Origin of the sequence: Hymenobacter fodinae (assembly GCF_004745825.1) — a bacterium.
Lineage (GTDB): Bacteria > Bacteroidota > Bacteroidia > Cytophagales > Hymenobacteraceae > Hymenobacter > Hymenobacter fodinae.
Map to the genome: position 1 here is coordinate 480,126 of NZ_SRLA01000003.1, position 21,357 is coordinate 501,482.

At 58.4% G+C, this 21,357-nt stretch carries 15 protein-coding genes; 9 read left to right on the forward strand and 6 right to left on the reverse strand.

What is annotated here, in order from left to right; translation table 11 throughout:
• Positions 1–25 precede the first annotated feature (25 nt).
• Entirely contained in the window at positions 26–601 is a 576-nt protein-coding gene (locus EU556_RS15865) for a class I SAM-dependent methyltransferase (RefSeq protein ID WP_135435123.1), read from the reverse strand.
• Positions 602–782: 181 nt separating this feature from the next.
• Here EU556_RS15865 and EU556_RS15870 point away from each other — a divergent pair, with 181 nt between their 5' ends.
• A complete protein-coding gene (locus EU556_RS15870; RefSeq protein ID WP_135435124.1) occupies positions 783–2,138 on the forward strand; it encodes an amidohydrolase family protein in 1,356 nt (451 codons plus the stop codon).
• Between the two features lie 121 nt (positions 2,139–2,259).
• Here the strand turns inward: EU556_RS15870 and uvrA are convergent, their stop codons facing one another.
• Positions 2,260–4,803 (reverse strand): excinuclease ABC subunit UvrA, encoded by a 2,544-nt coding sequence (uvrA, locus tag EU556_RS15875; protein WP_135435125.1) that lies wholly within the window; start codon positions 4,801–4,803, stop codon positions 2,260–2,262.
• Positions 4,804–5,075: 272 nt separating this feature from the next.
• On the opposite strand from uvrA, the gene EU556_RS15880 reads away from it, so the two are divergent.
• Entirely contained in the window at positions 5,076–6,365 is a 1,290-nt protein-coding gene (locus EU556_RS15880) for an aminotransferase class V-fold PLP-dependent enzyme (protein WP_135435126.1), read from the forward strand.
• Between the two features lie 2 nt (positions 6,366–6,367).
• Here the strand turns inward: EU556_RS15880 and msrB are convergent, their stop codons facing one another.
• Positions 6,368–6,823 (reverse strand): peptide-methionine (R)-S-oxide reductase MsrB, encoded by a 456-nt coding sequence (msrB, locus tag EU556_RS15885; RefSeq protein WP_135435127.1) that lies wholly within the window; start codon positions 6,821–6,823, stop codon positions 6,368–6,370.
• A 66-nt stretch (positions 6,824–6,889) separates the two neighbouring features.
• Here msrB and EU556_RS15890 point away from each other — a divergent pair, with 66 nt between their 5' ends.
• Positions 6,890–7,282 carry an STAS/SEC14 domain-containing protein gene (locus EU556_RS15890; protein WP_135435128.1) on the forward strand — a complete coding sequence of 131 codons (393 nt, stop codon included), beginning with the start codon at positions 6,890–6,892 and terminating at the stop codon, positions 7,280–7,282.
• Between the two features lie 15 nt (positions 7,283–7,297).
• Here EU556_RS15890 and EU556_RS15895 read toward each other — a convergent pair whose 3' ends face one another.
• A complete protein-coding gene (locus tag EU556_RS15895; RefSeq protein WP_135435129.1) occupies positions 7,298–8,638 on the reverse strand; it encodes a leucine-rich repeat-containing protein kinase family protein in 1,341 nt (446 codons plus the stop codon).
• Positions 8,639–8,698: 60 nt separating this feature from the next.
• Between EU556_RS15895 and EU556_RS15900 the strand changes: the two genes are divergently transcribed.
• From EU556_RS15900 to EU556_RS15915, 4 genes are all read left to right on the forward strand, one after another.
• Positions 8,699–12,091, forward strand: a complete 3,393-nt coding sequence (locus EU556_RS15900) for a DEAD/DEAH box helicase (protein WP_135435130.1) — start codon at positions 8,699–8,701, stop codon at positions 12,089–12,091.
• A gap of 227 nt (positions 12,092–12,318) precedes the next feature.
• Entirely contained in the window at positions 12,319–13,041 is a 723-nt protein-coding gene (locus EU556_RS15905; RefSeq protein WP_135435131.1) for a dioxygenase family protein, read from the forward strand.
• 41 nt (positions 13,042–13,082) lie between these two features.
• Positions 13,083–13,586, forward strand: a complete 504-nt coding sequence (locus tag EU556_RS15910) for a hypothetical protein (protein ID WP_135435132.1) — start codon at positions 13,083–13,085, stop codon at positions 13,584–13,586.
• 1 nt (position 13,587) lies between these two features.
• Positions 13,588–14,295, forward strand: a complete 708-nt coding sequence (locus EU556_RS15915) for a pirin family protein (protein WP_135435133.1) — start codon at positions 13,588–13,590, stop codon at positions 14,293–14,295.
• 149 nt (positions 14,296–14,444) lie between these two features.
• Here EU556_RS15915 and EU556_RS15920 read toward each other — a convergent pair whose 3' ends face one another.
• Both EU556_RS15920 and EU556_RS15925 read right to left on the reverse strand, forming a co-directional pair.
• The gene (locus EU556_RS15920) at positions 14,445–16,058 is read right to left on the reverse strand and encodes a protein adenylyltransferase SelO (RefSeq protein ID WP_210116308.1); all 1,614 of its coding nucleotides are present in this window, start codon (positions 16,056–16,058) and stop codon (positions 14,445–14,447) included.
• A gap of 171 nt (positions 16,059–16,229) precedes the next feature.
• Positions 16,230–17,084 (reverse strand): ThuA domain-containing protein, encoded by an 855-nt coding sequence (locus tag EU556_RS15925; protein ID WP_135435134.1) that lies wholly within the window; start codon positions 17,082–17,084, stop codon positions 16,230–16,232.
• 246 nt (positions 17,085–17,330) lie between these two features.
• Between EU556_RS15925 and EU556_RS15930 the strand changes: the two genes are divergently transcribed.
• Together EU556_RS15930 and EU556_RS15935 are read left to right on the forward strand one after the other, a co-directional pair.
• The gene (locus EU556_RS15930; protein WP_135435135.1) at positions 17,331–18,761 is read left to right on the forward strand and encodes an RtcB family protein; all 1,431 of its coding nucleotides are present in this window, start codon (positions 17,331–17,333) and stop codon (positions 18,759–18,761) included.
• Positions 18,762–19,144: 383 nt separating this feature from the next.
• Positions 19,145–21,253 (forward strand): T9SS type A sorting domain-containing protein, encoded by a 2,109-nt coding sequence (locus tag EU556_RS15935; protein ID WP_167855600.1) that lies wholly within the window; start codon positions 19,145–19,147, stop codon positions 21,251–21,253.
• The last annotated feature ends 104 nt before the right edge of the window (positions 21,254–21,357 follow it).

Below are 21,357 nucleotides of genomic sequence, written 5' to 3' on the forward strand. Positions count from 1 at the left end.
TGGGCTTTTTGTTTGGCTGGGCGATTTATGCTGGCTGGTTTTCAGCGGGTAGCGGCGCATAGACCAGCACGTAGGCAGGCGGCAGATTCAGAAGCACGTGCTCTTGCTGCACCAGCCTGAAAAACCGTTCAAACAGCTTGGTATTGAGCAGCGTGTACTGAAACAGAATCAGCCGGCCAGCGGGCTCCAATAGCTGCCGCGTGTGTTCCAGAATGCGCCAGCCCAACCGCAGCGGCAACGACGAAAACGGCAAGCCACACACCACATAATCGGCCCGCGACAGGCCTAGCTGCTGGAGGTATTGCTCCGTGTTTTCTGCCGAGCCGTGGATGATGTGCACGTTGGGCTGCCCGCGGTAGCGCTCCTCCAGAAGCTGGCTGAAGCTTTCATTGGTTTCAATGAGCACCAGCACCGTTTCGGAGTGGCGGCGTTGCAGTAGCACATCGGTAAACACACCGGTCCCGGGGCCATACTCCACAATGCAGCGGGCTTGCGTGAAATCAATGGGCGCCATAATTTGCTCGGTCAGCTCCGCGGAGCTTGGTACCAGAGAACCCACCATAGATGGGTTGCGAAAGAATTCTTCAACAAAGGAAGACATACAAAAAGCGCAGTAAGAATACGTAGGCCACCAAAAAACAGGTCTACCAGCGCTTGTACGGCTGTTTCCGGCCCCGGATGCTACTGTTCTGCTACTACTCCGCCAAGTGAAGTCTGACTCGGCGGTCAGCTACTCGATTTGTTTCCCTGAGAATTGAACAAGCATTACTCTACTTTCAGGCATGCGAAAACCTCTACTGCTGCTGAAATCCATCCTGCCCTATTGCGCGAGCTTGTTTCTGCTGAGCGGCGCCCTTGGCGTACATGCTCAGACCACATCAATAGCACCAGTTCGGGCCGTGAAATGTGGCCGCTTGCTGGACGTCCGCGCTGGCCGTGTCATTCCGAACGGCGTAGTGCTGGTGCAGGGGACCAAGATTTTGCAGTCTGGCGCCAACGTGACGATTCCGGCCGGGGCCGAGGTCCTCGATCTGGGCAATGCGCTTGTGCTGCCGGGCCTGATTGACGCCCACACCCACCTGCTCCAGAACTACCAACCCGAGCTTGGCGGCGACGATAACAATATGCTGGTTACTGTGGCCACGATGAGCACCGCGCACCGGGCCCTACTCGGCGCAGCCATGGGACGCGAGGACCTGGAAGCGGGCATCACTACCGTGCGCGACCTGGGCAACAGCGGCCATAATGGCGACGTGGCCCTGCGCGATGCTATCAATAAAGGCCAGGTGGTGGGTCCGCGCATTGTGGCTTCCACCCGCGCCTTATCGGCGGCCGGCGGACAGTTTGGGCAGCTGACACCCGAAGCGCAAGCCCTGGTGGCGCAAGAGTACGTGACTGTGAGCGGCGTGGAGGAAGCCCGCCGGGCCGTGCGCCAGGCTCTCTACGACGGGGCCGACTGCATCAAGGTCATTGTTAATACTGACCCGCGGGTTCTCTCGCTCGACGAGCTGAAGGTTATCGTGGAGGAAGCCCATCGCGTGGGCAAACCGGTGGCGGCCCACGCCATCGGCGACGAAGCTACTCGCATAGCCGCTCAGGCCGGAGTCAACTCCATTGAGCACGCCTACACTATTCCCGATGATGTGCTGAAGATGATGAAGGCTAAGAATATATTTCTGGTCCCAACCGATTACCCGGCTGAATTCTACCTCGCGGCATTCCAGGCCCCGGCCAGCGCCACGCCCGAACAACGCCAGGGCTATGAGAGGGGCGCACGGGCGTTTGCCGCCAGCAATAACCAGCGCTTAGCCCGGGCCGTGAAAGCGGGCGTGCGCATTGCGGCTGGCTCCGACGAGTACTACCAACTGCCCGGCAAAACTCGTGGCCAAGCCAGCTTGCAGATGTTTCGCGCCTATGCTGCCGCCGGAATGAAGCCGATAGATATTATTCGGGCGGCCACCCTCAATGGGGCTGAGCTGCTGGGCCTGAAAGACAAGATCGGCGCCCTGGAACCTGGCCTAGCTGCTGACCTCATTGCCGTAGATGGCGACCCACTGACCGACATTACCGCCCTGGAAAAGGTCCGCTTCGTGATGAAAGGTGGTCAAGTCATCAAGCAAGAACCCGCCGCGAAGTAAGCCCCACAATACGTATCCTTTAGCAGATTATTCAAGATTATTCTGACAGTGCCCATCAAACTCCCCTCACTTTAAAAGAGGAGCTAGATGGGCACTGATCATTTATCCATCAGCCGTTGCCCTACTTCATGAAGCGGGCTAAGTAGGGAGCAGTGCGGCTTTCCTTAGCCTTAATGATTTGCGCGGGCGTGCCAGCTGCCACCACCCGGCCGCCCTCGTCGCCGGCTCCGGGGCCGATGTCCATCACCCAGTCGCTATTGGCTACTACGCGCATATCGTGCTCTACTACAATGACGGTGTTGCCGGCTTCGACCAGGCCATCGAGCTGCACCAGTAGCTTTTCTACGTCGGAGGGGTGTAGGCCAGTGGTGGGCTCATCGAGCACGTAGAGGGAGTTGCCGCGCTGGGCCCGCTGGAGCTCGGTGGCGAGCTTGATGCGCTGAGCTTCGCCGCCGGAAAGCTCGGTGGCGGGCTGGCCAAGGCGCAGGTAGCCGAGGCCGACTTCGCGCAGCACCGTGAGGGCGCGCTGCACGGTGGGCTCTTCATCGAAGAACTCCCAGGCGGCATCTACGGTCAAGCCGAGTACTTCCGCAATGTTCTTGTCGCGGTAGGTTATTTCCAGGGTTTTGGCGTTATAGCGGGCGCCGTGGCATACGGGGCAGGGCGCGTATACACTGGGCAGAAATAGCAGCTCCACCATCACGAAGCCCTCGCCCTGGCAGTTTTCGCAGCGCCCTTTGGCCACGTTGAAGGAGAATCGGCCGGCATCGTAGCGGCGCTTGCGGGCGGCGGGTGTGGCCGCAAACAACTTGCGCACGTGGTCGAAGAGGCCGGTGTAGGTGGCCATGTTGGAGCGCGGGGTGCGGCCAATTGGTTTCTGATCGACGCGTACCAGCCGCTTGATGTACTCTAGGCCACTCACAATCTGCCCGCCCAACTCCAGCGGCGCCGACTGCTCCAGCGGGTCGCCCTCCTCCTGCTCGGCGGTTACCTCCTGGCCTAGGTGCTCCGCTACCAGCTCCACCAATACCTGGCTCACCAAGCTCGACTTACCCGAGCCCGATACGCCCGTTACGGTGGTAAACACGCCCAGCGGAAACTCTACATCTAGTTGCTGCAGGTTGTTGCGCGTGACGCCCTGCAGGCGCAGCCAGCCGCTGGGCTTGCGCGGAGTGCGGGCATCTCGCTCCTCACCCTCCTGCCCAAACAGGAAGCGGCGCGTTTGGGAGGCCGGCACCTCGGCTAGGCCACTCGGCGGCCCGCTGTACAGAATTTTACCGCCTTGTTCCCCGGCCGCCGGGCCCACATCTACCAGCCAATCGGCCTGCCGAATCACGTCGAGGTTGTGCTCTACCACGAACAGGGAATTACCGGCCTGCTTCAGGCTAGCCAGCGCCGACAGCAAGGCTTCCGTATCAGAAGGGTGCAGGCCAGCGGAGGGCTCATCAAGCACATACACCACCCCGAACAGATTGGAGTACAACTGCGTAGCCAGCCGCAGCCGCTGCAACTCCCCCGGCGACAACGTAGGCGTGCTGCGCTCCAACGATAAGTAGCCTAATCCTAGATCGAGCAACACCGACAGACGGGCGCACAAGTCGGCGGCAATGCGCTGGGCTACAATGGCCTGCTCGGGGCGCTCGGCGTCATGCTTTTTGCGGCCCGTGGTAGTGCTGTCGGCATAGGGTTTCAGCAGGGCAGCCACCCGTTTTAGCGGCAGGCCCGACAGGTCGGCAATGTCGAGGCCGGCAAACTTCACGGCCAGCGACTCGGGGCGGAGGCGCTTGCCGTGGCAGGTGGGGCACTCGGTGCTGAGCATGTACTGCAGGGCCCGCTTTTTCATGAGGGGGCTCTGGGTATTAGCGAAGGTGTGCAGCACGTGGCGCTTGGCGCTGGTGAAGGTACCCATGTAATTCGGCGGCTCCTTGCGCTTGAGGGCGCGCTGAGTTTCCTCGGGCGAGTAGCCAGGGTACACAGGCACCACGGGCTGGTCTTCGGTGAACAGAATCCAGTCGCGGTCTTTCTGGGGCAGGTCGCGCCACGGAATGTCCACGTTGTAGCCCATGGTCACGAGGATGTCGCGCTGATTTTGGCCGCCCCAGGCTTGGGGCCAGGCCGCAATGGCCCGCTCCCGGATGGTCAGGGAAGGATCGGGCACCATGCTTTGCTCGGTTACCTCGTAGATGCGACCCAAGCCGTGGCAGGTGGGGCACGCTCCTTCGGGCGTATTGGGCGAAAACCCCTCGGCGTACACAATGGACTGGCCTACGGGGTAGTCGCCGGCCCGGGAGTAGAGCATGCGCACCAAGTTGGAAAGCGTGGTGACCGAGCCCACCGAGGAGCGCGTGGTGGGCGTACCGCGCTGTTGTTGCAGGGCCACGGCGGGCGGCAGCCCCTCAATAGAATCTACCTCGGGCACGGCCATCTGGTGAAACAACCGCCGCGCGTACGGCGACACCGACTCCAGATAGCGACGCTGGGCCTCGGCGTAGAGGGTGCCAAAGGCCAGCGAAGATTTGCCCGAGCCCGACACGCCAGTAAATACCACCAGCGCATCGCGCGGAATATCTACCTCCACATTTTTGAGGTTATGCTCACGGGCCCCGCGCACATGCACGAAGCCGGTAAAATCAGTAGAGAAGGTGGGGGCAGATGGGTTTGTCATGGAGGGAGAGTGAGCAAGGAAGGAGGAAACAAAGCAGGTACTACTTCCATACGTATCCGGCGCGGCTATATCCGAAACTCACCCCGGAAAACCCGTCGCAATGCCGCTGCAACAAGGCCAGTTTGCCTCGTTTTAGCCAGCTGTAGCTTACCAGCATTTACGTGGTTGTGCGGAGGAGAATGCGTATTAATTCAGAAGTATCAGGGACGGAAAAACGTATAACCACACTGAATTAGAGCCTCTTTCTTTCCACCCAAGTGCCCTCCCCTCCCATGTCTGACGCCACCCTCTCCAGTCCCTCGCCCTCCGCCCACCAGGCCTTTCCTTCCTCTTTCGATGTAGCTCGTATTCGGGAAGATTTTCCGGCGCTTCATCAGCAGGTAAACGGTCAGCCCCTCATTTACCTAGACACCGCCGCCTCCTGCCACAAGCCCCGCGTGCTGGTGGAGCGCCTGCAGCAACTGTACCTGGAGCAATACGCCAAGCCCCAGGAAAACCACCCCATGAGCGTAGCCATTACCGAGCAGCTGGAAAACACCCGTCAGCAGGTAGCCGACTTAATTAACTGCTCGAAGGAGGAAGTAGTATTTGTGCGCGGCTGCACCGAAGGCATCAACCTGATTGCTACGTGCTTCGAGCGCGCCATCCTGCAGCCCGGCGACGAGGTGATTATCACGATGATGGCGCACCACTCCAACTACCTGCCCTGGGAAATGGCCTGTAACCAAACCAAGGCCAACCTAAAGGTGCTGCCCATTACGCCTAGCGGTGAGATAGACCTCAACCAATTGCAGGACGCCATTACCGATAAAACCCGCCTGATAGCCATTGAGCATTCTTCGCACGTGCTGGGCACTATAAACCCCGTCAAGCAAATCGTACAGATGGCCCATCAGCGCGATGTTCCCGTGCTAGTAGATGGGGCCCAGGCGGCCCCGCACATGCCCGTAGATATGCAGAAACTCGGCTGCGACTTCTACACCTTTTCAGCGCACAAAATGGGCGGCCCCAGCGGCGTGGGCGTGCTGTATGGCCGCAAGCAGTGGCTTGACAAGCTCCCGCCCTACCAGTTGGGCGAAGAAATGGTAGACAAGGTGAGCATTACCCGCCTGCACTCTACCCGCGAATCGTCTTTTAAACCGGCACCGCAGCGGTTTGAAGGCGGCACCCAGGCTTTCGTAGAGATTATTGCCTTCGGTACTGTAATAGACTATTTGCGGGGAATCGGCCGGCAAGAATCCGCCGACTACGAGCAAGCCCTGCTGGAGTACGCGCTGGGCAAAATGGAGGCCCGCGACCGAGTGCAGATCATTGGGAGTGCCCCGGAGAAGGAGCCGCTGGTTTCGTTTACGCTTGATGGCATTGAGGCGAAGAAAGCCGAAAGTTGGTTTAACGAAAACACCGGTATTGCCCTCCGGGCCGGAGAGCTCAGCGCCCAGCCCCTCATGAAGTCGCTAGGCCTAGAAGGTGTGCTGCGCATTTCGCTGGGCTTCTTCAACACCCCTCAGGAGATTGACCAGTTTATGGCGGCCCTGGACAAGTGCATCCGCGCCAAGGGCTAATGCTAATCTGTGGCCTGATCAAGCCGCGTGAGGGCCTCTGAGTTGATGCAATAGCGTAGGCCACTCGGCTCGGGGCCGTCGGGGAAGACGTGGCCTAGGTGGCTGCCGCACACGTTACACAGGGCTTCCATGCGCTGCATATGGTGACTCTCGTCGAAGCCGTAGCGAATGGCGTTTTTAGTGAGGGGCTGCGTGAAGCTAGGCCACCCCGAAATGGCGTGGTACTTAGTAGTAGAATCGAAAAGTAGGCTGCCGCAACCTACGCAGGCGTACACACCGGGCTCGTAAGAGCGGCAGTAGGCGTTGCGGTAAGGCGGCTCGGTGCCCTTTTGGCGCATGATGGCAAACTGAGCGGGCGTGAGCTGGGTAGCCCATTCGGCTTCCGACTGCTCTAGCCGCCGCGGGGGCTCGGGGTTACTATATTTGGCAAACTTGAGGATATCAGCCCAGCGTAGCATACGGTTGGTAGGAATCTAGTACCTTTTAGAGCAAACGTAACACTCCTGCTCACCCTTCAGTTTTGCATGGAGCACCTCTTCGATACCCCGCCTCTCACCATTTCCTACGACCCAACTCACGACTGGCTGTACGTGGAATGGAAAGGCGTGCACAATGCTGATTCCGCCAAAACGGGTGGGGAACGGATACTATCGTACCTGGATGCGCGCCCCTGCCACAAAATGCTCAATGATAACAGCCAGGTCACCAGTGACTGGGAAGAGGGGGCCCGCTGGGTAGGAGGCCACTATTACACCATGCTGGCAGAACGCGGCATCCGGTACGTAGCCTGGGTGTGCCCGCCGCATTGGTCGGCGCGCAGATCTATGGAAACGGCCATGCAGTTCGTGACGAAGCCCATCGTCATCCTATTCGATGATTTGGCCTCAGCCTACGCCTGGTTGCTGCGCCAGGCCTAATCAGAGGCCGGCATTTTATAGCGAAGGGGAAGCGTACTGCGCCACTTCCTGCAAGGTTTGGTGGATTTCAGTGAACAGCGGCCGGGCCGAGACCTGGGGTTGAACGCAGCGCTGCTGCAGGTTGCGCAAGGCCTGAAACGGCGCATATTCCGGCGAAACAGAACAATAGGCTAGCAACTCTTCCAACAGGCAGCCAAAGGCCCGTACTTCCAGGCGCTGCAGGGCGTGGGCCACTTCCGTTTCGTGGGCAGCAAAAAAGCAGGCCGCCCCAAAATCACCGAGCAGGCACTCACCGGCACTGGTGTACAGAATGTTATGGGCGTATAAGTCGCCGTGCAGGATGCCGCGGGCATGTAGGTGCCGGGCTGCGGCTGCAATGCCCGTGGCAATGCGCACGGCCGCTTCGGGCTTGAAGGCGGTGCCGGGGGCGTATACGTCGCGGGTGCAAGAGGCTAGGCTGGGTGGCCCCGCCAAGTTTTGAAAGGCGGGGTCGATTAGCTCCAGCACCAGCCCTTCGGCCTGGGTGGGGTGTTGGGTAAGCTTCCCTTCTACCGCAATTAGGTTGGGGTGGGTTCCGGCGCTGATGCAGGCAGCCATTTCGCTATGCGGCAGTCCGTCACTCGTTACGGCTCCTTTGAACAGCTTCACTGCCACATCCTGCGTCACTTCGGCCCGCTGCCAGAGGGCTTTGTAAATCACTCCAGAGGCGCCTTCGCCTAGTTGCTGCTGGATTTCTAGCTCCTGCCAATCAATCTGGCTGATGGGGTACTGGCCTACGAGGGTCGCTTCGAGTGTGTCGCAGAAGGGGTTACCGGCGTAGGCCAACCACGAGAGACGAGGCAACGTGAGCAGCCAGGCGGGTAGCTCAGTAAACTCATTGTCGGCAATGCGCAGCAGCTCCAGGCGGGTGCAGGCCTGCATGGTGTCGGGCAGGTGCGTGAGGTAGTTGCCGGCCAGCATGAGCTTCTGCAAGTGGGTGCACTGGCCTAGCTCAGGAGGCAGAATGCGCAGCTCATTGTCGGTGAGGATAAGCCAGCGCAGGGCCGGCGTTAGAGCCGCGGCAGGCAGGGTATGAAGGTGGTTCGCCTTGAAACCCACCATGCTTAACTGCGGGCACTGGCCTAGCACGGCGGGCACCTCGGTAAAGTGGTTGTCGGAGCAGAACAGGATGCGCAGCTTGTGCAGCCGGCCGAAGTCGGCGGGCAGCTCCGACAAGGCATTGCCCGAGAGGTTGAGGATTTCCAGGGAGTCGGCGAGGTTGAAAATCTCTGCTGGAAATTCCGTTAGTCCGCAGGCAAGATCCAGGCGCTGAATGCCGGCCAGCTCCCCGGCCCGTAGTTGTTCAAGGGTATGCATGCGGCAAAGGTCGCGAAACAAACAGGCTTCCACCTAACTTGCCGCACCCAGCACTGCCCCATGCCCCACACCCCGGAACTTCCACCGCTCCCGGAGGACTTCCCCTCCACCCACCAGCACCTCTTTCAGGGAAGCACTCTGGCCGAGTTAACCCGGTTTGAGATTGAGAACCTGTGCCCCACCCTGCCGCTAACCGATACGCGGCTGCTGGCGGCAGTGCAGCCTGCTACGCTGGCCGTGAACCACGGCACGTTTACTGGCCTAGGAGCCGCCGCAGGCACCAATCCGGCACCCACCGTCACGGTAGAGCAGCTTCCAAGTGGCCTAGCGGTGTCGTGTATGTGCCCTACTCCCAAAGCCGCGCTGTGTGAGCACCAAGGAGTGGTGCTGCTGAGTTTGCTGCAGCGCAAGGAGTTGCGCCTGTTCTTCGACCCCAAACCGCGCCACGAGCTGCTGCGCGCCGCTGCCCGAGATTATGGCCTGGAGCAGACGCCGGACCTCGACACCTATTTTCAGCTAGTATACACCCCGCAGGGTGTAACCGTTGAGCCCCGGCAGCCGGCGCTGTACCCCGTTACCGCTACCACCAAGCAAGAGCTGGTACGCCAGCTACTGCCGCCCAAGCGTATGCCCACCTCGGCCCCCGATAGCGTTCATCGGTTGGTGGTATTCAGCCGGCACAAGTATTACGGCCACCTGACCATTCAGCTGGCGGAGGCACCCCTGACGGCCGCCGGCAAGGTCAAGAACCCCGTGACGGTGCTTAACCCACTGGATGGCATCTGGCAGACGGAAGATGCGCAGGAATTGAAGTTCTACACTGGCCTAGGCCGCTTCCAGAACAACTACGACGACACCCGCTCGGCGGCGGCTATTGCGGCGTTGCGAGCCATTCTGCACAACCCGGCCGGCCTGCCCTTCTTCGCTCACAACTCCACCATTTCTGATAAGCTCACTGGTCCCTCTCTGGTACCCCTGCTGCTGCGCACGGCCCGCACCGACCTGCGCCTGACGGTACACGAGAAGGGCGAGTTTTTCGAGGTATCGGGGCGCCTGTTGCTGCATGACCAGCCGGTGGAGCTGCGGACAGTGACCGTGGCCTTCGAGTACTTTATTGCGGTTGATAAGACGCTGTACCTGGTGGAAGACCTGGAGGTGTGGCGGGTAATTGAGTTCTTCAAGAAGCGCAACAACACCCTGCTCATTCACAGCTCCAAGTTTGCGGAGTTCCAGCAAGATGTATTGGCCAACCTCGAAGACAAGCTACACATTGCCTATACGTACGTGCGCCCCGCCACCCAGCGCCAGCGCGCCGCCAGCGGCTTTGATGAGGAACCCCAAAAGCTGCTCTACCTCTCCGATGCCGGCCCGCACGTAGAGGTGCTGCCCGTAATGCGCTACGGCACCAAAGAAATATCGGTGCTCTCAAGGCGGCAGCTTTACGCGCTGGATGAAGCCGGCCAACCTTTTGTAGTGGAGCGGGACGTGACGGCCGAGACTCGCTTTATTGCGGCTCTGGTGCGGCAGCACCCGCCCTTTGAAGAGCAACTGCAGCAAGATTCCTTTTACGTGTCAAAGGCGTTGTTTCTGCGGGAAGAGTGGTTCCCGATGGCTTTCGAAGAATGGCAGAGCCAGCAGATTACCATTCTGGGCTTCAACCAGCTCAAGGGCAACACACTCAACCCGCACCGGGCCAAGATTACAGTGCAAGTGACGGCCGAAACCAATTGGTTCGATACCGAGCTAAAGGTGAAGTTCGGCCAGCAGCATGCCACGTTGCGTCACATCTACCAGGCCGTGCGCAACCGCAGCCACTACGTGCGCCTCGACGACGGCACCCGCGGCATTTTGCCCCTGGAATGGGTAGAGAAGTTCGCGCGCTATTTCGCGGCCGGCGAGGTCGTCGAGGATCGAATCCGGACCTCGCACACCAACTTCTCGGCCCTGGAGGAGCTATACGACCCCGAAATGCTTTCGGCCGAGGCCCAGTCCCAACTAGCGGCCTTTCAGGTGGCGGCGGCCAACTTTACGGGTATTGCGCCCGTGCCAGTGCCCGCGGGGTTGCAGGCTACACTGCGCGAGTACCAGCGGCAGGGCCTGAACTGGCTGAACTTCCTCGACACCTTCAACTTCGGGGGCTGCCTAGCCGACGACATGGGCCTGGGCAAAACCATTCAAGTACTGGCTTTCTTACTACATCAGCAGGCCTTAGGCCACCCCGGTGCCAGCTTGGTAGTAGTGCCAACATCGTTGGTATTCAACTGGCAGGCCGAGGCCGCCCGGTTTGCCCCCAGCTTGCGCGTGCACACCTTCTACGGCACGGGCCGCCCGCGCGAGCCGCTGAATTTTGACGGTTTCGATATCGTCCTGACCACCTACAACACGCTAGTATCGGACATCAAGGCGCTGAAGGGGTACCGGTTCAACTATGCCTTTTTGGACGAGGCCCAGGCCATCAAGAACCCCGAGTCGCAGCGCTACAAGGCGGCTTGCTTGCTGCAGGCCCGCAACCGGGTAGTGCTTACGGGTACGCCCGTGGAGAACAACACCTTTGATCTGTACGGGCTGCTGTCGTTTGCCTGCCCTGGCCTGCTGGGCAGCAAGCGGCAGTTTACGGGTCACTTCGCCACGCCCATCGATAAGTTCAAGGAAAGCAAGCGGGCGCGTGAGCTCCAGCGCAAAATCAACCCGTTTGTGCTGCGTCGCACCAAGGCCCAGGTAGCCGCCGAGCTGCCCGACAAAACCGAGATGGTACTGTACTGCGAGATGGGGCCCGAGCAGCGCCGCGTGTACGAAGCCTGTAAAGACGACTACCGCGCCCTGCTGCTAGGCCAGCACCCCGACACGCCCCGCGTACATAGCCTGCACGTGCTGCAGGGCCTCACCAAGCTGCGCCAAATCTGCGACTCGCCCGCCCTGCTTCGCAACACGGAAGACTACGGACACGCCTCCGCTAAGCTAGACGTACTCATGGACGAAATCCGCAGTAAGGCGCCCCAGCATAAAATCCTCATCTTCTCGCAGTTTGTATCCATGCTGAACCTGATTCGGCGAGAGCTGCAGGCCGAGGAAATGCCCTTCGCTTACCTCACCGGCCAAACTAAGGACCGCGCCACGGCCGTGGCCCGGTTCCAGCAAGACGACTCAGTGCGGGTGTTTCTGATTTCACTGAAGGCTGGCGGCGTAGGCCTCAACCTCACCGCCGCCGACTACGTGTATCTGGTGGACCCGTGGTGGAACCCCGCCGTGGAAAACCAGGCCATCGACCGCAGCCACCGCCTAGGCCAGGACAAGAAAGTGGTGGCCGTGCGCCTCGTGTGCCCCGACACCATTGAGGAGAAGATTATGAAGCTGCAGGAAACCAAGCGGGAACTGGCCTACGAGCTGATCAAGACCGATGCTGCGCTGCTCAAAGCCCTCTCGCAGCAAGAGTTGCTGGACTTGTTTAGCTGATCAAGTGCCGGTAACTGGTGGAGGTGGCCTAGTAGGCTGTACGTGCTCATTACGCCGAAGTCGCGCGGGTGGCAGGCAGCGCGCGTGCGGCGGTGGGGGCGGAATTCATCGGTGGAGAGGGGCGATCTGTCGATTGTGCGCCTGAGGCTCAGGGGAATGCCTGCACTTTTGAGGACTGAGTAGCTCAGCACTATTTCTGCCGTCTCACCTCCTACTTCCCACGTCTCATGGAAAGAAAGCACTTCCTCAAAAGCCTCTTAGTGGGCGCCTTCTCCACCCCGGCCCTGCTTTCCGCGTGCAGCAAAACCGACGAGGTTGCGCCCACCACAACCGGTTCTACCACTGGCACTACCGGCACGGGCTCCAGCACCTGCGCCGTAGCCCCCACCGAAACCGAAGGCCCCTTCCCCACCAAAGTGCCGGCTTCGTATGTGCGCAGCGACATCACCGATGGTAAAGCTGGCTATAAAATGACGGTCAAGATTACCATCACCGACAGCAACAACAACTGCGCGGCGCTAGCCGGGGCGCTGGTTGATATCTGGCACTGCGACGCGGAAGGCAATTACTCTGAGTACGGTGGCACGGGTATGCAGTCTACCAATTACCAAGCAGTGCACTTTCTGCGCGGCCGCCAAACCACCGACAGCAATGGGCTAGTGACCTTCACGAGCATTTTTCCTGGGTGGTACTCGGGCCGGGCTACCCACATTCACGTGCATGTGTACAACACCAACGGCACTTCTCTCAAGGTGACGCAGATTGCTTTCCCCGAGGGCACGGGCACCGCCGTAGCCGCCGTAAATGGCTACAACAAAGGCCTGAGCGGGTACACGTCTAACAGCAAAGACAACGTGTTCAGCGACGGAGTTACGCAGGAGTTGGCCACGGTAACGGGCAGCACCAGCGCGGGCTTCGACCTTAGCATTACGCTGGCCGTGCCCGCTTAAACGCCGGCGCCTAGGCCTATCCTATTTCAGTAAGCTTACACGTGCCCGACAGAATTATCACGCTGTGCTATCGGAAGATTATTGATGCCAGCTCCACCAAGCCCTGGGACCAGTTGGTGTTCGAGGATACGTATTCGGAGTTTCGACTGCAGGGCCAGCTTTTCAACCCTCACCAGCAATACCACACGTTTGGGCAGTTGCTGCAGTTTGCGCCGGGGGCTGAGCAACTACACTTTCTGGTGAGTGCGGCGGTGCGCGGCTATCTGCAGCAGCTGAACGGTGTGGTGCCAGACATCCTCGATAACCTGGGTCGTCACTTTCTGCGGTTTACCAAGTTTCAGTTCGAGCTCATCAACTCCGACCTGACCGACAAGAGGCGGCATCAGGTGGCGGTTAATTTCTACTCCGAGCCGCTCGTGTGGCACGACACTGTGGGGCTGTATCTGTTGGTTTCGGAGCAGCAACAAACCACTACCGAGGTGCTGACCTCTATGTTTCAGCTCCAGCCCTTTCTCACTATTTACTCTTTGCAACCGGCGGCGTAACATGATCAGGCAAACTCCCGGCAAAATATTTCTGGCTGATCAGCGCGGCTTGCTCGAAACCAGTCAGTTCCGGCGCTACAGTACGCTAAACTTTGGCACGTATCAGGCTGAGCACAAAGTACCAGTGGGTTCCCTGATTGGGTTCAATGAGGAAACCCTAGCGGGCGGGCATAGTCTGGAGTTAGTAGCGCCCACAGATGCCCACGTCCTGCTTATCCCCATTACTGGGGAGGTGGCCTACAAGGCTACCCCTCTACCCTCCAGTGTGATAGGCGTTGAAGAGGTACAGCTGCTGGCCCTACCAGCCCATACCAGCCTGCGCGTCAGCAACCCCTACGACTCCGAGCTGATCAGCTTCCTGCACATCTGGATTCGGACAGATGAGCCCATTATAGCAGACGCACCGCAGCTAATCAGCTTTGATACTTCGGCTATTGAGAACCGGTTGCACTGCCTTATGCCTGTTTCTGCTAGGACTCCAGCGTATCCGTTTGCCGTGCATCTAGGCCAGTTTGCGGGTCGGCAGGAAGCCGTGTATCAGCTCAGGCCCCACCACCAACTGTTTGCTTTCGTCTTGGCCGGCGCCTTTGAAGTGGAGGGTCGGTTGCTACACGAAAAAGATGGCTTAGCTCTCTGGGACGCGGAGGAAGTGGAGTTCGAAGCGCTAAGCAACAATGCTCTGGTGCTGGTACTAGAGTTGCCCGATTGATACTACTTGTTTAAAAACACATCATCCTGACGCAGGAAGCTTTTTCACGTGTGCCCGAGTGGCCTAGCGCCCCGTGCTGATGTGAGAAAAGCATTTCTGCGTCAGGATGACGTATTAGTTACAGGGGTAAACTCCCTTATTGAAGAGCATTACGAGCTGCACGATAAGGTAGCGCTGCCGGGTTTTTCGCGGGCCCACTCGGGGCGCTTGGCGGCTAGCTCATCGTGTTCGGGCTGCTCATCGAAGGGGGTTTTGAGTACCTGCATCAATCGGTTCAGTTGCGACAGGTCGCCGGTTTCGGCGGCTTCAATCGCTTGCTGAGCGAGGTAGTTGCGCAATACATACTTAGGGTTGGCGCGCAGCATTCCCTCCCGAATAGCTTCCGGGCTGGCGCTTTCCTGGCGCAGGCGCTGCAGGTAGCGTTTCAACCATTGCAATAGCTCGGCTTCCTCTGCGGGGGCCATAGAGTAAGCAGCCAGCTGCAGAAACTCTCGCAACTTGGCTTCTTCGTTTTCGGGGTTGGCCAGCAGCTCGGGGGCGGTGTGCGAGAGGCGCCGGAAGAAAATGGTCATATCAATTTCCGACTCCGCCAGCGCCGGCTCCAGTGCCTCAATCAGGGCCTTGTCCTCTTCCTGATTCTGCGATGTCAGGCCTAGTTTTGCCAGCATCATCTGGTGGCGCGTGCCTTCCAGGGTGTTGATGTACACATCAAGCGCGGGGTTGAGCAGCTTCACGTCTTCTACCAAAGGTGAAATTGCCTGGCCTAGCTGCATCAAGTTCCACATAGCCACCCGCGGCTGCTGCCCAAAGGCGTAGCGCCGCCCACCAAAGTCAGTAGTGTTGGGCGTCCAGTCGAGGTCGTAGGGCTCCAGCCAGCCATAGGGGCCATAGTCGATGGTTAGCCCCAGAATCGACATATTATCCGTGTTCATCACGCCGTGCACAAAGCCCACCGACTGCCAGTGCGCAATCATTACGGCCGTGCGGCGGCAAATTTCCTCAAACCAGCGCACATATACCTCCGGGGAGGGCTCGCCCAGCTCGGGGTATTGGTGCCGGATAACGTAGTCGGCCAGTTGGCGCAGGTTATCCATTTCGCCGGTGGCGAGTAGAATCTGGAAGTTGCCAAACCGCACAAACGTGGGTGCTACCCGCGCCACAATGGCCCCGGGCTCAGGCCGAGCATTGCCGTTGTAAAACATGTCGCGCACTACCTGGTCGCCGGTGGCCACTAGGCTCAGGGCGCGGGTGGTGGGTACGCCCAAGTGGTACATGGCCTCACTACACAGAAATTCCCGCAGTGAGGAGCGCAGTACCGCCCGCCCATCGGCGCGGCGTGAGTACGGGGTAGGGCCAGCTCCCTTAAGCTGCACCTCCCAGGTGGTACCATCAACGGCCGTCAGCTCCCCCAACGACATGGCTCGCCCATCGCCTAGCTGCCCGGCCCAATTGCCAAACTGGTGGCCCCCGTAACGGGCCGCGAAGGGTTTCATGGAGGGCACCAATCGGTTGCCGGCCAGCATTTCTACGGCGGGTCCGCGCTCTGGGGGTCGCACCAAGCCTAGGTACTGGCCTAGCTCTTCTGACCAAGCTAGCAAGTGCGGGGCTTGCACGGCAGTAGGCTCTACCCGCGAGTAGTGGTAGCCGGGCACCTGGCGTGGGTTTTTATTCATGGAAGCCTCACCCCGCAGCTCCTCCACAAAAGAGTTCTGGAAAGTAACTTGCTCCAGGGGTTGTGCCTGTGTTTCAGTTTGTATCGACATAAGAAAAATGTAGGATCAGGAGAGTGACCATCTGGGCCGTGGTAGCGTTTTCAGCTCGGCTAGGCCACTACTTGTACAACAGTTGCGCCGGCAGTTTCAGTTTAAGCTGCCGGTAGCACTTTTGGTTTTGTACGGCGCAAGACCCTGCGGGATGTACTGATTTAGGGGGGCTCAGCGCCGGTTAGCGCGCGTTTTCTTACTACTACCTAGCCACAACAAGGCATCCAGGATGAACTGGTTCTGAAGTTTGTTCTGGAAAGTGAAGGACAGCTCTTTGTTGGTACCGTGCTCGTAGTCGATGTCGTTGTGGCCCATGTTCACATACACCATTCGGAAGTTGTGGTTGGTCCAGGCCACGGGATAATAGCCGCTGTGCCAGATTTCGTGGGGCTTGGGGCCGGTACCTAACGGAAAGCTCTGCGGATCGATGGCCAGCAGAACCGTAATGGCCGGGTTTGTCCGTAAATCATTGCTCCACTTGTACCACTCATTAGGAGCCGACGTGAACGTGGCGGGCAGATGCCGAGTAGCCGGGTGGTGGCGCTCCTGCACCCGCAGCACGGCCGCTGTGGGTCGCCAGGTGTTGCCCACGTAGGTGCCCGCCCCCAGGAAGGTGTTATGATACCAGTCCCAGTTTTGCGGATAGCTTGACGGAGTGAGGGCGAACCCAGCGAAGTGAAAACCCATCCAGGCGCCGCCGTGCTCCATATACTGCTGAAAAGCCGCACGCTGTGCTGGCTCCTCGGGCCGCGTATCCAAGAAAAGCACTACCTGATACTGGCCTAGAAACGCTGTGTTCAGGTTATTCCAGTTGGAAGTGGTGTCGTAGGCGAAGTGATGCTGCTTGGCAATCTGCGGAAACCAGGCATTAGCCTCGTGCACGTAGCTGATGTGCGCTTGGTCGTGCTTGGCCGTGTAGAAGGCAATGACCCGGAAGGCCGGCTTTTGCTGCGCCTGCCCACCCGTAACGGTGCCGAGCAGAAGGAACAGTACGGCCACGATAGTTCGGCTACGAAGAGCGTTCATGCTGGTTGAGTTAGAATAATGAATCTAGAGGGCTACGTAAGCAATGGGTCACCAAGCTACAGAACCCGCAGCGTTTCGCCCCAGAATTGGTGCATGAGCTAGGCCTATACCTCCCTGGCCTAGCACCTCCATCCGGTAGGTTTTGCCTGGCTTACTCAGCTTAACACCTGCCGCTGCCTGTTTAGCTCAACCATAACCCCGGTCTGGAAATCAGCGCTACACATAGCTCCACCCATGCTCTCTCCTATGGCAACTCAGAAGCTGCGCGGCAACGATCTGCGCAAAATTGGCTACCCCGAAGGCCGGGCAATAACGCTGGCGCTGGATATTCTGGAGGACCGCCAACTCAAGAAACTCGACAAGGGCAGCGCCCTGGCTACCCTGCAAAAAATCAAGGAAGACCCCTACGCGTATCTGCGCGACTCGCTGTGGCGTGAACTGGCCAAAGAGTTTGTGCCCGACCCCAAGCGCGATGTCAGTCTCAGCCCCGAGGTTAAAGACTACCGCCGCTATGGGGAGGCATTTATTGAAGACGGAGCCCGTAAACAGATGGACACCGCCATGAAGCTGCCCGTAACGCTTGACGGCGCCCTTATGCCCGATGCGCACCAGGGCTACGGGCTGCCCATTGGCGGGGTGCTAGCAGTTGATAACGCCGTAATTCCGTACGGGGTGGGCATGGACATAGGGTGCCGCATGGCGCTATCGGTGTTTGACTTGCCGCCTCATTACCTGGAGCAGCGCACCCAGGAGCTAAAAAAACTGCTACACAACCACACGCGCTTTGGCAACAAAGAAGTCTTTAGAAATCCAGCCGACGACCCGGTGCTAGACCGGCCCGAATTTCGGGAAATACCGGTGGTAAAAGGCAAGCTCGAGGCGGCCATCAACCAATTAGGCTCCTCTGGCTCCGGCAACCACTTTGTGGAATGGGGCATCGTGGATATTACGGCTGAGGACAATGATTTAGACCTGCCGCTAGGCCAGTACCTAGGCCTGCTTTCACATTCCGGCTCACGCGGACTGGGTGCTGCCATTGCTCAGCACTACACCAAAATTGCCATGAGCAAGTGCCCCCTGCCACCCGAGGCCCGCTACCTGGCTTGGCTTGATCTTGACTCGCAGGAAGGCCAGGAGTACTGGCGGGCTATGAATCTGGCCGGCGACTACGCCTCAGCTTGCCATCGCGATATTCATCGGCGCCTAAGCCTAGCCCTGGGGGCCAAGCCCGCCGCCAAAGTAGAAAACCACCACAACTTTGCCTGGAAGGAAACCCTGCCAGACGGACGGGAGGCAATTGTGCACCGTAAGGGAGCCACACCCGCTGGCAAGGGAGTGCTGGGCGTCATTCCGGGCTCTATGACGGCCCCCGGTTTCATTGTGCGGGGCCGCGGCGAGCAAGATTCCATTCAATCGGCTTCACACGGAGCGGGCCGGAAAATGTCGCGCACGCAGGCCAAGCAAAATCTCTCTGAGGGCGACGTACGCCGTCACCTCCGCGACCATGGTATTGAGTTGATTGGCGGTGGCCTAGATGAAGCCCCCATGGCTTACAAAGACATCCACCAAGTGATGGCCCACCAGCGCGACCTGGTGGATGTGCTTGGCTCCTTTATGCCGCGTATTGTGCGCATGGATGCCGGTGGTGGCGGCAAGAGCAAATACGGTGGCGAGTAGCTTGCTCCATACAAGAATTAGATAACGATAGACCTGCATCTAGTGACAGATGCAGGTCTATCTCATTTATAACTAATTTTATATAAACGGCACAATTTAGACTAACAATGATTTTAAGCCGGTGAATAAGTACTTACACCAAGCAATTATACTAATTGCATTACAGCATTTTACGCAACATAAATTTATTTTAATGAATACTCACAGACGCTATTGCAGCGTATACTCTGTGATTACTTATTTTGCACTATACCACTAATATCCACCGGCATTAATTTATAGAATCACGTTCTATGTTAGCTCATTGTGCCCATACTACTGGGGCTTATATACCTGCCTCGTCCCTCATTCGTCGTAGTGCTGCATTACTCCTATTACTCCTTTTGCTGCCGGTAATAGGTTTCTCTCAGGTCACTTATCTGTGGCGTGGCAGCACATCTACTAGCTGGTCGGCGGCTGCGAACTGGGAGCCGAACCGTACTATTCCAGCCGCCACAGACATTCTTGTATTTGATGGCACGGTAACGCCCACCGCCACCATAGAGCTTGACTATACCACCACGCAGACAGTAGGGCAATTGCGGTTTAGCAATGGCATCAGGGCAACACTGGGCACCAACAGCGACCGGGAGCTACTCGTCAACAACAGCCCAAATGCAGTGGGCGTTATCACAGAATCGGGTACTACGCTGGCAATAGTAGGTACTCAAGCCAGTGGGAGCGGCGATTTGATTATCCGTTTGGCAACCAATGTTCTGGCGCGGTTTGCTGGTCGGCTAGAGCTGCGTGGCTCAGCAACAGCCAGCAGCGCACATCAAATCATCTCTACAACTGTAGGCGCCATTGAGTTTTTAAGTGGCAGCTACGTGCAGCCGGGAAGCAAATTCACAGGCTTTCTATTCAACTCTGGTACGGCTAACAAAAACAGCGTGATTTTTCGCAATGGCGCAACCTATGAGCAGGCTACTGGCTCTACACCGTTCGGTTCTAATACCACCTTTCAAATAGCCAACTTCGAACCCAACAGTCTATTTCTGTACACGGCTACCGGCAATACCATTGGCCTGTCGGGACGCACGTATGGCAAATTAGAAATTAACACCAACCGTACCCTCACGCTCAGCACATATGCCACGAACCCTTGCCTCATCCAATCGGACTTGGTAATTACAGCCGGTCAGGTTACGGTGAATACCAGCAGCGTTGAGCTTCGGGGCAACTTATTGATTAATGGTGGTGGCCTAGCGTTCAATCAGGACGCGAACAACTACCCACTCTCCCTGAAGCTTACTGGTTCAACGCCCCAACGAATTGGTGGCACGGCCAGCAGTTCCCTTACCTTCCCTTCTAACACCACACTAGCCATTGACAATACGGCAGGTGTTACGCTAGAGCGGCCAATTACAGCTCATGGCCCCGTTACGTTGACGCAAGGCAACATTACAACTACCAGCACCAACCGCCTAACGCTCGGCTCAACGGCTACGATCAGTGGCTCGGCCACTGGGTTTGTGCAGGGCCCGTTGGTCCGCCAGTCGGCAGCGGCCGGCACATTGGTTTTCCCAATTGGCAAAGGCAGTAACTACCGGCCTATAACGCTTACCGTAACTACGGCGCCCGGAGTTACTACTTCCTACACGGCTGAGCAGCGAGAAGGCCGCCCCACCGACCAGAACATGCTGGATGATCTGCGCCGCGTTTCCTCCATTCGTTCTTACTCCCTCCTAGCCAGCCCGGCGCCAGCTGCCGGAACCTTCGCCGGAAATATTGCGCTCAGCTTCGGGGCCGATGACAAGGTAGGTGACCCCAGCCTACCCACTTTTGTGGTGGCGCAAAGCAGCGGAGCAGGCTGGAGCAATCTAGGCCACTCAACCAATTCTTCCTCTACGCTCACCTCCAACTCATTCACCAGCTTTGGCGATTTTGCACTGGCCAGCACCGAGCAGAACCAGAACCCATTGCCGGTTTCACTTATCCGCTTCACCGGCAGCTATCAGCCTACAGGAGTAACCCTGCGCTGGGCAACGGCCAGCGAAAAGCACAATGCCTATTTTGAGGTAGAGCGCAAAGTAGCCGATAAGCCTTTCCAAACCCTGGTCCGAATAGCTGGCAACGGCACAAGTTCTACGCTTACCACGTATTCGCACCTAGATGCTTCGCCCGTGGCAGGTACCCTGTACTACCGCCTCCGCCAAGTAGATATGGATGGCACCAGCACGTATTCTGCTGTAGTGGCGGTGGTAGTGCCGGAGCAGACACTACAACTTACTCTCTACCCAAACCCAACCACAAGCCAGTTACATCTGACAGGCCTAGGGAATGACGGGCGGTACCGCATCTTCAATGAGCAAGGCACTTTGCTTGTTACGGGCCTGCTCTCAACCACTACTCTCACTATTGATGTAGCCAGCCTCCGCCCTGGCCTGTACCGGCTGGAAGTGCAGCATGGTAAGCACCGGGTGCTACGCAGCTTCGTCCGCAGTTGTGAATAGCTCTGCGGGTTTAGCCCACATCCTATACAAGGCCTAGGCTACCTCTCTTCACTAAACTGCCCCACCAGCGCTAGGCCAGTGGGGCAGTTTAATTAAGACACGCT

What these genes read in the sequence shown, in the direction of transcription:
- EU556_RS15865 (WP_135435123.1), bottom strand. Translation starts at nt 601, where the DNA reads ATGTCTTCCTTTGTTGAAGAATTCTTTCGCAACCCATCTATGGTGGGT.
- EU556_RS15870 (WP_135435124.1), top strand. Translation starts at nt 783, where the DNA reads ATGCGAAAACCTCTACTGCTGCTGAAATCCATCCTGCCCTATTGCGCG.
- uvrA (WP_135435125.1), bottom strand. Translation starts at nt 4,803, where the DNA reads ATGACAAACCCATCTGCCCCCACCTTCTCTACTGATTTTACCGGCTTC.
- EU556_RS15880 (WP_135435126.1), top strand. Translation starts at nt 5,076, where the DNA reads ATGTCTGACGCCACCCTCTCCAGTCCCTCGCCCTCCGCCCACCAGGCC.
- msrB (WP_135435127.1), bottom strand. Translation starts at nt 6,823, where the DNA reads ATGCTACGCTGGGCTGATATCCTCAAGTTTGCCAAATATAGTAACCCC.
- EU556_RS15890 (WP_135435128.1), top strand. Translation starts at nt 6,890, where the DNA reads ATGGAGCACCTCTTCGATACCCCGCCTCTCACCATTTCCTACGACCCA.
- EU556_RS15895 (WP_135435129.1), bottom strand. Translation starts at nt 8,638, where the DNA reads ATGCATACCCTTGAACAACTACGGGCCGGGGAGCTGGCCGGCATTCAG.
- EU556_RS15900 (WP_135435130.1), top strand. Translation starts at nt 8,699, where the DNA reads ATGCCCCACACCCCGGAACTTCCACCGCTCCCGGAGGACTTCCCCTCC.
- EU556_RS15905 (WP_135435131.1), top strand. Translation starts at nt 12,319, where the DNA reads ATGGAAAGAAAGCACTTCCTCAAAAGCCTCTTAGTGGGCGCCTTCTCC.
- EU556_RS15915 (WP_135435133.1), top strand. Translation starts at nt 13,588, where the DNA reads ATGATCAGGCAAACTCCCGGCAAAATATTTCTGGCTGATCAGCGCGGC.
- EU556_RS15920 (WP_210116308.1), bottom strand. Translation starts at nt 16,058, where the DNA reads ATGTCGATACAAACTGAAACACAGGCACAACCCCTGGAGCAAGTTACT.
- EU556_RS15925 (WP_135435134.1), bottom strand. Translation starts at nt 17,084, where the DNA reads ATGAACGCTCTTCGTAGCCGAACTATCGTGGCCGTACTGTTCCTTCTG.
- EU556_RS15930 (WP_135435135.1), top strand. Translation starts at nt 17,331, where the DNA reads ATGGCAACTCAGAAGCTGCGCGGCAACGATCTGCGCAAAATTGGCTAC.